This is a genomic window from Nonomuraea sp. NPDC049028, from assembly GCF_043197735.1.
In the GTDB taxonomy this organism is placed as follows: Bacteria; Actinomycetota; Actinomycetes; order Streptosporangiales; family Streptosporangiaceae; genus Nonomuraea.
Window position 1 is genome coordinate 1,254,958 of sequence record NZ_JBICTR010000001.1, and the last position, 14,159, is coordinate 1,269,116.

The 14,159-nt window shown below is 69.2% G+C and carries 13 protein-coding genes and 3 tRNA genes; 9 read left to right on the forward strand and 7 right to left on the reverse strand.

Features of this window, described 5'->3' with window-relative positions; genetic code table 11:
* Positions 1 to 11: 11 nt before the first annotated feature.
* Positions 12 to 1,886, reverse strand: coding sequence for a glycoside hydrolase family 97 catalytic domain-containing protein (locus tag ACGFJ2_RS05610; RefSeq protein ID WP_393465010.1), 1,875 nt, complete (start codon positions 1,884 to 1,886; stop codon positions 12 to 14).
* Positions 1,887 to 2,309: 423 nt separating this feature from the next.
* Here ACGFJ2_RS05610 and ACGFJ2_RS05615 point away from each other — a divergent pair, with 423 nt between their 5' ends.
* From ACGFJ2_RS05615 to ACGFJ2_RS05630, 4 genes are all read left to right on the forward strand, one after another.
* Complete coding sequence (locus ACGFJ2_RS05615) at positions 2,310 to 2,459, forward strand: hypothetical protein (protein ID WP_358187433.1); 150 nt, start codon at positions 2,310 to 2,312, stop codon at positions 2,457 to 2,459.
* Entirely contained in the window at positions 2,456 to 2,650 is a 195-nt protein-coding gene (locus tag ACGFJ2_RS05620; protein WP_393465014.1) for an AMP-binding protein, read from the forward strand. Before ACGFJ2_RS05615 ends, ACGFJ2_RS05620 begins: the two co-directional genes overlap by 4 nt.
* Before the next feature lie 172 nt (positions 2,651 to 2,822).
* A complete protein-coding gene (locus tag ACGFJ2_RS05625) occupies positions 2,823 to 4,277 on the forward strand; it encodes a S1 family peptidase (protein WP_393465017.1) in 1,455 nt (484 codons plus the stop codon).
* A gap of 807 nt (positions 4,278 to 5,084) precedes the next feature.
* A complete protein-coding gene (locus ACGFJ2_RS05630; RefSeq protein WP_393465020.1) occupies positions 5,085 to 5,567 on the forward strand; it encodes a GNAT family N-acetyltransferase in 483 nt (160 codons plus the stop codon).
* A gap of 337 nt (positions 5,568 to 5,904) precedes the next feature.
* Here the strand turns inward: ACGFJ2_RS05630 and ACGFJ2_RS05635 are convergent.
* The 5 genes from ACGFJ2_RS05635 to ACGFJ2_RS05655 all read right to left on the reverse strand — a co-directional run bounded on the left by ACGFJ2_RS05635 (position 5,905) and on the right by ACGFJ2_RS05655 (position 7,706).
* A tRNA-Val gene (locus ACGFJ2_RS05635) sits at positions 5,905 to 5,979 on the reverse strand.
* Positions 5,980 to 5,983: 4 nt separating this feature from the next.
* Positions 5,984 to 6,054: transfer RNA gene (locus ACGFJ2_RS05640), tRNA-Cys, on the reverse strand.
* A gap of 15 nt (positions 6,055 to 6,069) precedes the next feature.
* Positions 6,070 to 6,141 (reverse strand) — tRNA-Gly (locus ACGFJ2_RS05645).
* 34 nt (positions 6,142 to 6,175) lie between these two features.
* Positions 6,176 to 6,655, reverse strand: coding sequence for a hypothetical protein (locus ACGFJ2_RS05650; protein WP_393465023.1), 480 nt, complete (start codon positions 6,653 to 6,655; stop codon positions 6,176 to 6,178).
* A 220-nt stretch (positions 6,656 to 6,875) separates the two neighbouring features.
* Entirely contained in the window at positions 6,876 to 7,706 is an 831-nt protein-coding gene (locus tag ACGFJ2_RS05655; protein WP_393465026.1) for an SDR family NAD(P)-dependent oxidoreductase, read from the reverse strand.
* Positions 7,707 to 7,810: 104 nt separating this feature from the next.
* Between ACGFJ2_RS05655 and ACGFJ2_RS05660 the strand changes: the two genes are divergently transcribed.
* Complete coding sequence (locus ACGFJ2_RS05660) at positions 7,811 to 8,581, forward strand: ArsR/SmtB family transcription factor (RefSeq protein WP_393465029.1); 771 nt, start codon at positions 7,811 to 7,813, stop codon at positions 8,579 to 8,581.
* Between the two features lie 16 nt (positions 8,582 to 8,597).
* On the forward strand, positions 8,598 to 10,148 hold the full coding sequence (gene hutH, locus ACGFJ2_RS05665) for a histidine ammonia-lyase (RefSeq protein WP_393465032.1): 1,551 nt from the start codon (positions 8,598 to 8,600) through the stop codon (positions 10,146 to 10,148).
* 71 nt (positions 10,149 to 10,219) lie between these two features.
* Here the strand turns inward: hutH and ACGFJ2_RS05670 are convergent, their stop codons facing one another.
* Positions 10,220 to 11,374 (reverse strand): Rid family hydrolase, encoded by a 1,155-nt coding sequence (locus tag ACGFJ2_RS05670; RefSeq protein ID WP_393465034.1) that lies wholly within the window; start codon positions 11,372 to 11,374, stop codon positions 10,220 to 10,222.
* 58 nt (positions 11,375 to 11,432) lie between these two features.
* Here ACGFJ2_RS05670 and ACGFJ2_RS05675 point away from each other — a divergent pair, with 58 nt between their 5' ends.
* From ACGFJ2_RS05675 to ACGFJ2_RS05685, 3 genes are read left to right on the forward strand one after another with little or no spacing between them, the layout of a single operon-like run.
* Positions 11,433 to 12,350, forward strand: a complete 918-nt coding sequence (locus tag ACGFJ2_RS05675; RefSeq protein ID WP_357955688.1) for a LysR family transcriptional regulator — start codon at positions 11,433 to 11,435, stop codon at positions 12,348 to 12,350.
* Positions 12,317 to 13,330 carry a chorismate-binding protein gene (locus tag ACGFJ2_RS05680; protein ID WP_393465038.1) on the forward strand — a complete coding sequence of 338 codons (1,014 nt, stop codon included), beginning with the start codon at positions 12,317 to 12,319 and terminating at the stop codon, positions 13,328 to 13,330. The genes ACGFJ2_RS05675 and ACGFJ2_RS05680 overlap by 34 nt, the downstream gene beginning before the upstream one ends.
* Entirely contained in the window at positions 13,327 to 14,157 is an 831-nt protein-coding gene (locus ACGFJ2_RS05685) for an aminotransferase class IV (RefSeq protein WP_364003440.1), read from the forward strand. The genes ACGFJ2_RS05680 and ACGFJ2_RS05685 overlap by 4 nt, the downstream gene beginning before the upstream one ends.
* The last annotated feature ends 2 nt before the right edge of the window (positions 14,158 to 14,159 follow it).

Sequence of the window (14,159 nt, forward strand, 5' to 3'; positions counted from 1 at the left end):
TGATCGGAGGTCTAGCGGTCGCAGGTCGTGATCCGGGGATGCCAGCGGCAGGCGATGGCGGCGTATCCGCCCTCGTCCGGCACCGGCACCGACAGCCGGCCACGGGGCCCGTCGACCACGTGGCTCTCGCGTACCAGGCCGGTCGGGCCGTCACGGACGACCTCGACCAGCCATCGGCCGCGCAGCATGCTCAGCGGCACGTCGAGCGTGCGCGCCGCGCCCGAGATCCCGGCCCCCACGAACCAGCGGTCGCCGCTGCGCCGGGCCAGCACCACGTGGTCGGCCGGGCGGCCGGACAGCAATCGCGTCTCGTCCCAGGCGGTGGGCACCTGCTCGAGGAAGCGTTCAGCCTCCGGCCTGGCCTGGTAGGACTCGACGGTGCCGGCCAGATCCTGCAGGCCGGACTCGTACGTCACCGCCAGGCCCAGTTCGTGCGCGTCGGAGGTGGGCCGGCCCGCCCGGTGGAAGGCCATGGGCGTGTGGTCCATCGAGCCGACGACGTTCCTGGTGAAGGGCAGGGTGGTGATGTGGGCGGTGGTGAGCGTGCGCTTCTCGCCGCCGTGCACGCCCTCCATGGTCATTACGTGCGGCCAGGTGCGGTGGATGCCCTTGGGGATGGTCGAGCCGTGGAAGTTGACCAGGAGCCGGTTCGCCGCGGTCGCCGGGAGGATCTCGTCGTACCAGCGCAGCCGCTCCTGCGACTCGGAGTCCATGAAGTCGATCTTGACGCCGCGCACGCCCCAGCGGCTCAGGGTGGGCAGCCACAGGGCGCGTTCCTCCGGCGTGTCCAGGTCGCGGAAGTGGATCCAGACGATGATCCCCACGCCCTTGGCCCGCCCGTACTCCACGAGCTTCGGCATCCAGCTGGTGGTCGGCCAGTTCGGATCGGTGACGTCCCATTGGTCCTTGAGGAAATACCACCCGGCGTCCACCGCCACGTACGGCCAGCCGCGCGCCGAGGCGTAGTCGACGAACGCCTGCTGCTTCTCCAGGCTCTGCCCCGCCTCCCTGCCGCCCGCGAGCCACGTCCACAGCACCTGGCCCGGCGCGATCCAGGAGGTGTCGCGGACCCGGGAATCGGGCGCGAGGTCGTCCACCAGCGTGGACTCGGTGACCGTGGCCAGATCCCCGGCGATCAGCACCCGCCATGGGGTCTCGCCGGCCTGCACTTTTTCATCCCATAGCCGCAGGCTGTAGGTGCCGGTGCCCTCCTCGTGCGCCAGTCGCGGCCCGGAGTAGCCGCCGTCGAGGCCGGACTCGGTGATCAGGAGGTAGTCGCCGCCGGTCTCGAACAGCGCGGGCACCATGTAGTCGCCCGTGGGCGCGGTCAGGGCCGTGTACTGGACGAACGGGTTCTCGTAGTCGCGCCGGTGCAGGGCCAGCCAGGCGGTGGCGTTCTGGGGCGGCGTGTACGCGGACGTCTCGCGCAGGACGGGACCGTAGTCGGCCGGCAGCCGGTACCTGTAGGCGACGCCGTCCCGCGCGACCCTGACGACCAGGTCGAGCCGGGCGCCGGTGGCGTTCGCGAAGGTGAACGTCGCCTCGCGCATGAGCGCCGACCGCTTGAGCCGCTTGCCCACCGTGGTGGTGTAGTGCTCGGTCACCAGACGGTCGCGGCGATGCAGGAAGCGCAATCCCTGGGACAGGTCGGCCCGTTCGGTGACGATGCCGACCGGGCTCGGCTCCAGGACCCGGACGCCGCGGCGCGTCGCGGCGAAGGTGAGGGTACCCGCCTGGGGGTCGAGCGAGAGCTCCGCCGCCGGACCGCCGGGTAAGGCGGAGATCGTCCAGCTTGTGGCCGAGGCGGCAGAGGCGGGCAGGGCGGGCAGGAGGAAGAGGCACAGGAGGAGGGCGGCGCACAGACGTATCGGTGTGGCGGTCGGCATGACAGCTCCTGAGGGCCACATACATCGGATGTGTTCCCGGATGGTAACCCGTGCAGATCCGTTTGACCAGGGCCAAGATCGGACCTGTCTCCCGCGTGTCAGATCCCGCGATTCAGCCGGAAAGCCAATCCCTTATATCCGGAAAGCAGATAAAAAGGACCGAGATAGAAATCGCCCGCTGCTCCCGGCATAAGAAATGTCCAGTTTAATACCATATATAGATAGGGATGGAAAATATGTCCATGGAGCGAGCCGAGGTGAGCCTATCCTCTCGAATGGCGCTATTAATCGGCGACTAGGTAAATGCAATTAGCCGACACGGTCGCGCCGGCCCATTGGCGGGGGAGTGGAATGGCTCTGGGTGATCGCTCAACCGAGGCATTAGACGGGGAACCACTGGCCGATCTGGTTCTCAGGTGGGCCGTGGAGCGGCCCGACACGCCGGCGTACACCTTCGTCGACTACGGCAGCCACCGTGATGGCCGCAAAACCACGTTGACCTGGGCCGAGACACACGCGCGAGCGTCCTCGACGGCCGCCCGGCTGCGCCGGTCCGCCGCGCCGTCGGGATGATCTCGTGCGGCAGCCCCGCCGGCCAGTACGTCGTCATCGTCGACCCCGAGACCTGCGCGGAACTACCCGATGACCGGATCGGCGAGATCTGGCTGCACGGCCCCAATGTGGCGCGCGGCTACTGGCGCAAACCCGAGCGCAGCCCAGGAGACCTTCGGCGGCCGCCTCACCTACCCCGCTGCTCGGGATGACCCGAAATGTTTATGGCCTTATTTTCGAGCGGTGAATTGCTGTGGTGAGGGAGACGGCAGCGTTACCAGATAACGAGGCTGACACAGATTGCCTCCGCGCCTTTGCCGTACGGCATTGCGAGGCTTGACTGCAACCGTAAGCAGTGATCCTTACGGCCATCGGAGGAAACGGGTGCACTTACCTATCGGTCACACCAAACGCGGGAAAACGCTTGCTCTGCTCGCCTTGCCCATCTTGGGCTTGCCGGGCGGGATCATGGCAGCGCCTGCGACTGCCTCGACCCCCACAGCCAACGCCGCCGATCCGACGATCGTCACGCTGACCGCCCAGAAACAACCGAAGGTACAGCGCCCTAAGCTAAATCGCCTCAAGGCGACGGCCGCGTCGAAGGGCATCCCGCTGAAGGATGTCATCGCGGATTACGTCGCGAACATCGCCAGAACAGATCCCGCCGCGACCGCCAACTGGCCCGATGGTCCTGTCTCAACCCCTGACGTCATGATCGACGATTTGTCGGCTGTACAGCTCATCGACCTGCAGGGAATGGCTGAGGCCAAGCAGACCTCGCTGGAGGATGCGATCGAACGGTACGGCTATCAGAAGTACACCTCACCCATGGCCCACAAACTGTCGGCGAATTTCCCCAAAGAGCTTTCAGGGTTCGCGAACGAAGACGACGGTAGCGTCTGGATCGGCTTCAAGGGCGCGATCCCGCCCCGAGCCATCGCGCTTGCCAAGACGCTTCCCGTACAGGTCGAGCTGCGTGGCAACCTTGGCTACACCGAAGCCGATCTGCCTGTCGCGCAGAAGCAGTTGCACAAGGCGCTACGCGGCAATCCCGACGTGGCAGACATCGCAACTTGGTACGACCCTCGGCTCGGCGCCGTGGAAGCCCTGGTGGTGCCATCCTCACGTGCGAGAGCCACGCTGACGGCCGACAAGCTGCGTGAGGCCGCTGTTCCAGCGGTGGCTGATCCGAACATCCAGGTCAAGGTGTCCATCGGCGAAGGGCCGTTGGGCGCCGATTATGACAACTACATCCGGGGCGGAGGAAGACTGGGATATGCCGACGGGTTCTGCACCTCGAACTTCAATCTGATCTCCGAGAGCGGAGCCACCAAGCGGCACGGTACGGCAGGGCACTGTGTGGAGGAGGGAGAAGCGGTCTACCACAACGACGTGGCTGATGGCGGCAGCAGTGTCGTAGTCGCGAAGTGGGTGTACATCGGTTCCGGCGGTGACATCGGCATGTACGACCACGGCGCGATGACCGCGACCCGGACGTTCTACTGGGACGACGGCGCCAAACGCTACGCTGACGCCCGATCCGCCGGCCCGGCCATAGGCGACGCTGTTTGCAAGTATGGGCAGGCAACCGGACGGGACTGCGGTACCGTTACCAAACTCAACCACACCATCGGCGATGTCGGCGGCCAGGTCGTGACCACCATTCGTGCCACGGACACGACATGCTGGTTCGGGGACAGCGGTGGGCCCTTCTATCGCGACGCAGAGGCATATGGCGTCCTTAAGGGCGCTGCGACGCTGGTGGAAGGTTCATTCTGCGCCTTCACGCCGGTAAACCGATTTTACAACGGAGCGAAATACTACGTCTGGACTCGCTAGGCTTTCGCTGGGTCGCCGATGGCACGCACGTACTGAAGTGCCCACGGCGGCCCAGCCTCGATCCTGGTTCCGCCTTCACGGAGGTGCGCTCCTCATGAGGCGAGTAGCCGTCGTCGTCATGCTGATCGGGATATTCGGCCTGCAAGGCTGCACGTCTGCGCGTCCCAGCGCTCAAACTGCCGCCACCCGTGCACCCGCCCCGACGTCCTGCTCAACAGCCGTCTGCCACTGGACGGTTGGTACCGATCCCGCCATTCTCGTGCACGATCAAGGGTGGAGCGATCTGATGTTCCTGACCGCCCGGCTCACATGGATCGAGAAGGAATCGTGCCTTGCCCTGGTGCGCACCCACGGATCCAAGGTGCTCATTCCCCTGTGGCCGAAAGGCACATCACCGCTCCGGGCCCGGGACGGGAGACGCGGAGTCGCGATCCCCGGCGTGGGAAAGATATTCGACGGGCGCACCTTCAGCGGGGGCGGGACTCCGCTTCCCCAAACGCATCCCGCCTACTCTCAAGCCGGGCCGCCACCCGGAAACTGCGGCGCGCATGATGGGTTCTTCGCTATCGACCCCTCAGGCATTACGGTCCGGTCCTGAGCGAAAGGGAGCGGCGCAAGGGTGTAGCAAATCGGCCCGAGACGACTCCTTCCCTACACGACGACATCGGGCCTCACCTCGGCTGTGATGCCACGGCTTCGCAGGCGGGTCTCAGAAACTCGATCTCCGGGAGCGTCCCGACCAAGCCGGTGTCAGTGAGCTTGCCGGCCGGTTGGCGCTCCGTGTGGATCGAGGCCACTATCCCCTCCATGACCAAATCAGTACGGGTCCGCCCCGCGACGCCAGATGACGCGGCCACGTTGACGCAGCTGAACGACTTCGTTCATACCCTTCACGTCAACGAGCGACCTGATATCTTCCGCCCGCCCTCATCGGCTGAAGAGTTAGTGTCCCTCTTCAGCTCCTTCCTGGCGCGCGAGAACGCTCTTGCGTTCATCGCAGACTCTTCGGAAGGTCCTGTCGGCTATGTCATGGCGACCATGCACAAGCGCCCAGGTGACGCGCTCACGCAGCCCCGGAGCTTTGTCTTCGTGGAACACATCGCCGTCGACCCTGCCATGGCTCGTACTGGAGTGGGTTCCGCCTTGGTCGAGTCAGTTCGCGTGGCCGGCAAGGAAGCGGGCTGTTCAAGCCTTCTCACCGACGTGTGGGACTTCAACAAGCGCGCGTTGGCCTTCTTCGGAGCCTCAGGTCTCGCGCCCATGCGGCATTGGTTGGAACAGCCGTTGTAGCGGTGTAGGTCACCCTCGTGAGCCGGTACGTCAACGGCGGCACAGTCTGTGGCGAGGCCGGTTGCCGGCATGGACGTCATCCGGAGACGGCGTCGCCAGGGATAGGCACGGCCAGCCGGGTTGGTTCTGCTGAGGAAGACGGACAGCTGGCCAGGTGGTCAAGTTCGGCAGCAGGCTTCGTTTCCACCGTCCAAGCTCGAAGTCCCAGCCGTTCGGCCTGCGGGGTGCGCCACACCATCACCCACGGGTTGACGGTCGCGGCCGGGAACAACAAGAAGCCCCAGACTCCCGGCATGTGCCGTGAGCTGGGGCTATAACTCCTGCTTGACCTGAAATGTGGTGGACGATACTGGGATTGAACCAGTGACCCCTTCCGTGTCAGGGAAGTGCTCTCCCGCTGAGCTAATCGTCCTGGGAGGTGGAGACGGGATTTGAACCCGTGTAGACGGCTTTGCAGGCCGTTGCCTCGCCTCTCGGCCACTCCACCGAGCCGGAAGCTCCGAGCGGAAGACGGGATTCGAACCCGCGACCCTCACCTTGGCAAGGTGATGCTCTACCACTGAGCCACTTCCGCGTTGTCTCCGCTGGTGTGCGGTGACGAGAGAACTCTAGCGAATCCTGGCCGAGTCCCCAAACCGGAGGGTTCCCACCTGTTCGGCGTACCAGGTGATCTCGGACACGTGCTCGGCGATCCCGCGCAGGGTCCAGTTGGGGGAGCGCGGCAGATCCCAGGCGTCCGGAGCGGTGGTGTAGCGGTTCACGTAGGACTGGCCCAGGCGGGTCCAGCGGGAGCGGGCCTCCGCCAGGTCCAGCTCCGTGAAGCGGGCCCAGTCGGCCTCCAGCGTCACCATCCGGCCGTGCCAGTGGTCGTCCTGCGGGGTGGCGCCGGCCAGGAGCGCCTCGACTTCGGCGAGGTGGTCGATGAGGTGGTCCTGGATGCGGCGTACGGCTTTCGCCGGGGTCCACAGGTTGGCCCCGTCGGTCACGATGGGGGTGCCGTCCCAGGCGAGCCAGGTCTCGGCGATGGTGAGGCACCGGTCGACGGCTTCGGCGACGAGGAGTGCGGGGTTGGTGGCGTTGTCTGTCATGGGGTCGATCGTGGCCGTGGAATGGTTGGGGCGGCGTCTAAGCGTGGTCGCGTGGTCGGGCCGTCGCGAGGTCGCGACGGCCCGGCGCATGGGAGCCGAGCCGTGGGGCTCGCCGCTGTCATCGGGCGCCGCCGTCTCCGGGCATCACTGTTTCTGGGCGCCGCCGTCTCAGGACACCGCTGTTTCCGGGCGCCGCTGTCTCCGAGTCTCGGGTTTCGGGTCAGCCGATGGTGTGGCCGCCGTTGACGGTGATGCGTTCTCCCGTAACGAACGCCGCCGCCTCCGAGGCCAGGAAGGACACCGCGCCCGCCACGTCGTCAGGCGTGCCCATCCGGCCGAGTGGGACATGCGCCCGGTACGCCGCCAGGTCCTCAGCGCCGATCTCGGCGTGCCGTTCGACGGGGATGAAGCCGGGCGCGACGAGGTTCACCGTGACGCCGTACGGTCCCAGCTCGCGTGCCCATGCCCGGGTGAGCTCGTGCTGGGCGGCCTTTGCGGCGATGTAGGCGGACATGCCGGGTAGGGCGCGGTCCACGATGTCCGAGCCGATCTGGATCACGCGGCCCCGGCCCCGTGCCTTCATGCCCGGCAGGGCCGCCTGGATGAGGAGCGTGGGGCTCTTCACGAAGAAGTGGAGCTGGTCCAGGTGCGTCTGCCAGGTGAGATCCTCGAACGCGACCTTCGGCTGGGAGCCGGTCGCGTTGAGGACCAGCGCCTCTACGGGGCCCAGCCGGTCGGTGACCTGGGCGACCAGTTCGGCCGTCGCGGCCTCGTCGGTGACGTCCCCCGCGAACGCCTCGGCGGATCCACCGGCGGCGCGGATGTCGGCGGCCACCCGGTGGGCGTTCTCGTGGTCGGAGTGATAATTGACGGCCACGGTGCGGCCGTCGGCGCCTAACCTGCGGGCGATCACGGCGCCCAGGCCGCGGGACGCTCCGGTGACGAGCGCGACGCCGGCTCCTGCGGCCGAGGCGGCCGAGGCGTCGGCTTCTCCTGTCGAGACGCCGGTTCCTGCTGTCGACGGGGTCGACGGGGTCGACGGGACTGCCAACGGAACTCCCTGGTTAGGCTCACCCGCAGCCTAACCGGGCGCCGGGCGCGGCGAAGAGGCCATGCTTCGGCGGGCGGCGAAATGTCCGTGGGGTAGCGTCAAGTATGGCCGCCGAATACATCGCCCACGACTCCGACATCGCGCCCGTCGCGGCGCTCATAGCCGATCCCACCAGGGCGGCCATCCTCACCGCGCTGCTGGGCGGTCGCGCGCTGGCCGCCGGGGAGCTGGCCAGGCTCTCCGGCGTGAGCGCCGCCACGGCGAGCGCGCACCTGTCCCGCCTGCTCGACGGGCGGCTCGTCGACGTCGTACGGCAAGGCCGCCACCGCTACTACCGCCTGGCCGGTCACGAGGTCGCCGAGGTGCTGGAGGTGCTCGCCAGGGTGAGCACCCGGCCGCCCATCCGGTCCCTGCGCCAGTCGCGCCAGGCCAGGCAACTGGAGGAGGCGCGTACGTGCTACGACCACCTGGCCGGGCGGGCCGGTGTGGCGCTGTTCGACCAGCTGGTCCAGGGCGGTTTCCTGGTGAACCAGGAGGTCACGGACAAGGGGGAGCGGCTGCTGGCGGGGCTCGGGGTGGACGTCGCGGGGGTACGGAAGGCCAGGCGGCGGTTCGCCCCGGAATGCCTGGACTGGACCGAGCGCCGGGCCCACCTCGGCGGGGCTCTCGGCGCGGCGGTGACCGGGGCGCTGCTCGAGCGCGGCTGGTACCGGCAGAGCCCCGTTCCCCGGGCGGTGGTGTTGACGGATGAGGGCAGAGAAGGGCTGGCCGCCCTGTTCTCCGGTGATGCCCTGTTCTCCAGTGATGAGGCCAGGGAAGGGCGGGCCACCTCGTTCTCCGGTAAGGAGCTAACATCACATACGCCGGTTACCTAAGCGGGAGAGTCACATCATGCGCGACAACGGAGTCGTGAACGTCGGTCCAGAGCCCCTCACCTTCGACGACGTCATCCGGGTGGCCCGTCACGGCGCCGCCGTACGGCTCACGGACGACGCCATCGCCGCCATCTCCGCGGCTCGGCAGCTGGTCGACGAGCTGGCCGAGAGCCCGGTGCCCGCCTATGGGATCTCGACCGGGTTCGGGGCCCTGGCCACGCGGCACATCGACCCGGCTCTGCGCGCCCAGCTCCAGCGCTCGCTGGTCCGCAGCCACGCCGCGGGCAACGGTCCCGAGGTCGAGACCGAGGTGGTGCGCGCGCTCATGCTGCTGCGCCTGCACACGCTGGCCACCGGGCACACCGGCATCCGGCCGACCACCGCGAAGACGCTGGCCGCGCTCATCAGCGCGGGCATCACGCCGGTCGTGCACGAGTATGGCAGCCTCGGCTGCTCGGGCGATCTGGCGCCGCTGGCGCACGTGGCGCTCACGCTGATGGGCGAGGGCGTCGTACGGGATGAGTCCGGAAATATCACCGCAGCGGAAGAGGCGCTCAAGCAGGCGGGCATCGAGCCCGTCGAGCTGGCCGCCAAGGAGGGCCTCGCGCTCATCAACGGCACGGACGGCATGCTCGGCATGCTCATCCTGGCCATCGACGACCTGACCATGCTCGTCAGGACCGCCGACGTGAGCGCCGCGATGAGCGTCGAGGGGCTGCTGGGCACCGACCGCGTCTTCGCCCCCGAACTGCAGGCGCTCCGACCGCAGCCCGGCCAGGCGCTCTCCGCCGCCAATATGACGAAAATTCTGGATCAATCGGGCATCATGGCGAGCCACCGCGACCCGGCCGCCTGCACCCGCGTCCAGGACGCCTACTCCCTGCGCTGCGCCCCCCAGGTGGCCGGCGCCGCCCGCGACACGATCGCCCACGCCGCGAACGTCGCCACCTGGGAGCTGGCAAGCGCCGTGGACAACCCCGCCGTGCTCTCCGACGGCCGCGTCGAGTCCAACGGCAACTTCCACGGCGCCCCCGTCGCCTACGTACTGGACTTCCTGGCCATCGTCGCCGCCGACCTGGCCTCGATGTCCGAACGCCGCACCGACCGCTTCCTGGACGTGGCGCGCAACCACGGCCTGCCCGCGTTCCTGGCCGACGACCCCGGCGTGGACTCCGGCCACATGATCGCCCAGTACACCCAGGCGGCCATCGTCTCCGAGCTCAAGCGGCTCGCCGCGCCCGCCAGCGTGGACTCGATCCCCAGCTCCGCCATGCAGGAGGACCACGTCTCCATGGGCTGGTCGGCGGCCCGCAAGCTGCGCAAGTCGGTCGACGGCCTCACCCGGGTGCTGGCCGTCGAGGTGCTCACCGCCGCCCGCGCCCTCGACCTGCGCGCCCCGCTGGAGCCGGCGCCCGCCACCGGCGCGGTGGTCAAGGCGCTGCGCGAGACCGTCCCGGGGCCCGGCCCCGACCGCTTCCTGGCGCCGGAGATCGAGTACGCCGTCCGCCTGGTCGCCGACGGCGGCGTGGTCGCCGCCGCCGAGTCCGTCACGGGCCGCCTGGCGTAATTTTTCGGCATTTTTCGCCATATTTCGGCCGCCAGCCGTCCGGTGCCGTCGTGGCGCGGGCCCCGCCCGCGCTACGGCAGCGCGACGATCGCGTCCATCTCCAGCAGCAGCCCCGGCATGAACAGCTTCGACACCTCCACGGTGGTGCTCGCGGGCGGCGTCCCCGGGAAGTACTTGCGGCGCACCTGCCCGTACGCCACCCGATCGTCCATGTTCGTCAGGTACGTCCGGAGGAACGCCACGTCCTCGAACCCCGCCCCCTGATCGGCGAGAATCCGCCCCAGACACTGGAACACGTGCTCGGCCTGAGCCGCCATGTCCCCCTCCCCGACGAGTTGCCCGTTCGAGTCGAAGGCCGCCTGCCCGGAGACGTACAGCATGTCGCCCACTCGTACGGCATGGGAGTAGAAGCCGTTCGTGGCCGGCACGGTCGCGGGGTTGATCGGCACGGCCCGGTGCGCGGGCCGCCCGCCGACGTGGGCGGCGATGGCCGTCACGTCGTGGTCGCCGAGCCCGGCCGCCTCGGCCTCCTGCAGGCGCGCGCGGGCCGCGGTGGCCAGGGTGGCACCCGGCCAGGCCGCCAGCGTCAGGTCCTTGGCCGCCAGGCCGAGCGCGTAGCGGGTCTCGGGGGCGGGCGTGCGCAGGCGTTCGGCCAGGACGCCCAGCGGGGTGCCCGACAGCACCTCGGCCAGGGCGTCGCGGTCCACCCCGTGCGCCTCCCCGTACGCGTACGTCTCCGCCAGCAGCACCTGGGCCGGCACCAGGGCGCTCATGACGGCGAGCTTCATCGCCGCGCCCGCCCCCACCGGCCCGCACTCGCGCACCGTGCCGAACACCGACAGCACGTCACGCACCCCCGCAAGATCCCCGCCCGCCAACACGGTCAGCGTGCCCTCGGCCGCGGGACCGACGCTGCCCAGGACGGGCGCGTCCACCAGCTTCACGGAGGCGGGCAGCAGCGCGCGCAGCTCCCGCACCGCCTCCGGCCCGATCGTGGACATCTCCACCACCGTCGCGCCGGGCCGCAGCCCCGGCAGGGCGCCCGTCAGTACCTCACGCACAGCGGCCGGGTCCCGCAGCATCGTGAGAACCAGATCCGCCCCGTCGACCGCCTCGGCGACCGGGACACCGGTCCCGCGCCGCCATGTCGTCACCTGATGCCCGGCCTCGCTGAGCCGCCGGGCCATGGGGACGCCCATGCGTCCCTGTCCGAGAAATGCAATCACGTTCCCCAGTTAACTGACATGCGAGGCATTCCACCACCGACTAGATTGCATGTCAGCCATGACAGACACGAATACCTTCGACACCGTCGCGCTCCGCCTCTTCGACGAGGTGGCCAAGAGCGGCTCGTTCACCGCCGCCGCCGAGTTGCTCGGATACACCCAGTCGGCCGTCTCGCGGCGGATCGCCGCCCTTGAGCGGGCCACCGGCGGGCCGCTGTTCGAGCGGCTGGCCAGGGGCGTACGTCTGACACCGGCGGGAGTGGCGCTGCACCGGCACGCCGTCGCCGTGCTCGACCGGCTCGACCGCGCGTGCGAGGAGCTGACCGCGATCCACGGCGGCAGCGGCGGCACGCTGCGGGTGGGCGCGTTCGCCACGGCCAACGTCGATCTCGTGCCCGTGACGCTCAAGCGGTTCGCCGAGCGCCGGCCGGAGGTCGGGCTGCGGCTGGTCGAGGGGCTGACGACGCGGCTGATGGAGCGGCTGCAGGCGGGCGCGCTGGACGTCGCGGTGATCAGCGACTATCCCGCCGGGCTGCCCGCCGACGGCGGCCGGATCGTGCCGCTGCGCGAGGACCGGCTGCTGGTGGCGCTGCCGCGGGCGCACCGGCTGGCCGCCGAACCCGACGTGGACCTGCGCGACCTGGCCGACGAGACGTGGATCGAGGCCGCGCCGCGCGGACAGCCGACATTGCTCGTCACCGCCTGCGCCGCGGCCGGGTTCACGCCGCGCAGCGGGCTGCGGGTGGCCGAATGGACGGGCAAGTTCGGCTGCGTCGCCGCCGGGCTCGGGGTGACGCTGGTGCCGGAGCTCGCGGCGCGGGCCGTACCCGCCGATCTGGTGTTGCGGCCCCTGAGGGGGTTGGTCCCTGCACGCAAGGTGTACGCGGCCCTGCCCGAAGTGCCGCTGCCGTCCGCGCGGGAGTTCGTCCGATTGCTGGGAGAATGGCAGGTGTGTACGACGGCTTCGCCTCCGTAGGCAACCTCCTCGCCACCGGCCTGCGCGACCTGACGACCGACCTGGCCGCGCTCGACGGCGACGGCTGGTGGGCGGTGGTGGTCGACTACGAAGGCAAGGTGACGTGCGCCCGCTTCGACCACGTACGCCAGGCGCCCCTGCCCACCCCCAGGAGCCCGTGGCACGGCCCAGCCCCCGACCGGTGGCACAGCTCCCTCGACCAGGCCGCCTACGAGCGCGGCGTCCAGGCCATCCGCGACTACATCGAGCGGGGCGAGGTCTACCAGGCCAACCTCTGCCGCGTCCTGACCGCGCCGCTGCCCCACGACGCCGACCCGCTGGCCCTGGCCGCCCGCCTGGCCACCGGCAACCCGGCCCCTTACGCGGCCGTCGTCCAGGTGCCCGGACTGAGCGTGGTGTCGGCCTCGCCCGAGCTGTATTTGTCGCGCGAAGGGGACCTGATCGAGTCAAGACCGATCAAGGGCACCGGCGCCACGGCGGACGACCTGCTGGAGAAGGACTACGCTGAGAATGTCATGATCGTCGACTTGGTCCGCAACGACCTCGGCCGGATCGCCGCCGTCGGCTCCGTCGAGGTGCCGTCGCTCTGCGCCGTCGAGGAGCATCCCGGGCTGGTCCACCTCGTGTCGACCGTACGGGCCAGGCTGGCGCCCGGAGCGGGCTGGCCGGAGCTGTTCGCGGCGACCTTCCCGCCCGGCTCGGTCACCGGCGCGCCCAAGTCGTCCGCGTTGCGCATCATCAATGAGCTCGAACCGGAGCCGCGCGGGCCGTACTGTGGGGCCGTGGGCTGGGTCGACGCCGACCGTCGACGGGCGGCGCTGGCTGTGGGCATCCGTACGTTCTGGATCGAAGCAGGCGAGATCCGCTTCGGCACGGGCGCGGGCATAACCTGGGGCAGCGATCCCCGGCGTGAATGGCTCGAGACCGAGCTGAAGGCGTCCAGGCTCATCGCACTGGCATCCTCAGGAGGAAATAGATGACCATCCCTGTCTGGGTCAACGGGGAACTGATCGACCCCGCGCAGGCGACCGTCTCGGTGTTCGACCATGGGCTGATGGTCGGCGACGGAGTCTTCGAGACCATCAAGATCGTGCACGGCGAGGCGTTCGCGCTCACCAGGCACCTCGACCGGCTCGCGCTGTCGGCCCAGCGCATGGACCTGCCCGAGCCCGACCTCGGGGCCATCGAAGACGGCGTCGGCAAGTGCCTGGCCGCCGCCCCCGACTGGCCGCTCGGCCGCATCCGCATCACCTACACCAGCGGCCCGGGCCCTCTCGGCTCCGACCGCGGCGACCAGGGCACCACCTCGATCGTGATCGTCGACGAGCAGAAGCCGTTCCCCGGCACCGCCAACGTCACCGTCGTCCCCTGGCCGCGCAACGAGAACGGCGCCCTGGCCGGCGTCAAGAGCACCTCCTACGGCGACAACGCCAAGGCCCTGGCCCACGCCAAGGCGCGCGGCGGCGGCGAGGCCATCTTCGGCAACCTCGCCGGCAACCTGTGCGAGGGCACCGGCTCCAACATCTTCATCGTCCGCGACGGGCGGCTGCTCACCCCGACCCTCGAGTCGGGCTGCCTGGCCGGCGTCACCAGGGCGCTGGTGCTCCAATGGTGCGGCGGCGAGGAGGCCGACGTACCGCTGTCCGCCCTCTACACCGCCGAGGAGGCGTTCCTGACCTCCACCACCCGCGACATCCAGCCGATCAGGCTCGTCGACGAGACCGAGTTGCCGGTGGCCCCGGGGCCGATCACCGCGAAGGCGATGCGGATCTTCGCCGAGCACGCCGCCGCCGACCTCAACCCCTGAGC

Coding starts and splice junctions, on each gene's coding strand:
- ACGFJ2_RS05610 (WP_393465010.1), bottom strand. CDS start 1,886: ATGCCGACCGCCACACCGATACGTCTGTGCGCCGCCCTCCTCCTGTGC.
- ACGFJ2_RS05620 (WP_393465014.1), top strand. CDS start 2,456: ATGATCTCGTGCGGCAGCCCCGCCGGCCAGTACGTCGTCATCGTCGAC.
- ACGFJ2_RS05630 (WP_393465020.1), top strand. CDS start 5,085: ATGACCAAATCAGTACGGGTCCGCCCCGCGACGCCAGATGACGCGGCC.
- ACGFJ2_RS05650 (WP_393465023.1), bottom strand. CDS start 6,655: ATGACAGACAACGCCACCAACCCCGCACTCCTCGTCGCCGAAGCCGTC.
- ACGFJ2_RS05660 (WP_393465029.1), top strand. CDS start 7,811: ATGGCCGCCGAATACATCGCCCACGACTCCGACATCGCGCCCGTCGCG.
- hutH (WP_393465032.1), top strand. CDS start 8,598: ATGCGCGACAACGGAGTCGTGAACGTCGGTCCAGAGCCCCTCACCTTC.
- ACGFJ2_RS05675 (WP_357955688.1), top strand. CDS start 11,433: ATGACAGACACGAATACCTTCGACACCGTCGCGCTCCGCCTCTTCGAC.
- ACGFJ2_RS05680 (WP_393465038.1), top strand. CDS start 12,317: ATGGCAGGTGTGTACGACGGCTTCGCCTCCGTAGGCAACCTCCTCGCC.
- ACGFJ2_RS05685 (WP_364003440.1), top strand. CDS start 13,327: ATGACCATCCCTGTCTGGGTCAACGGGGAACTGATCGACCCCGCGCAG.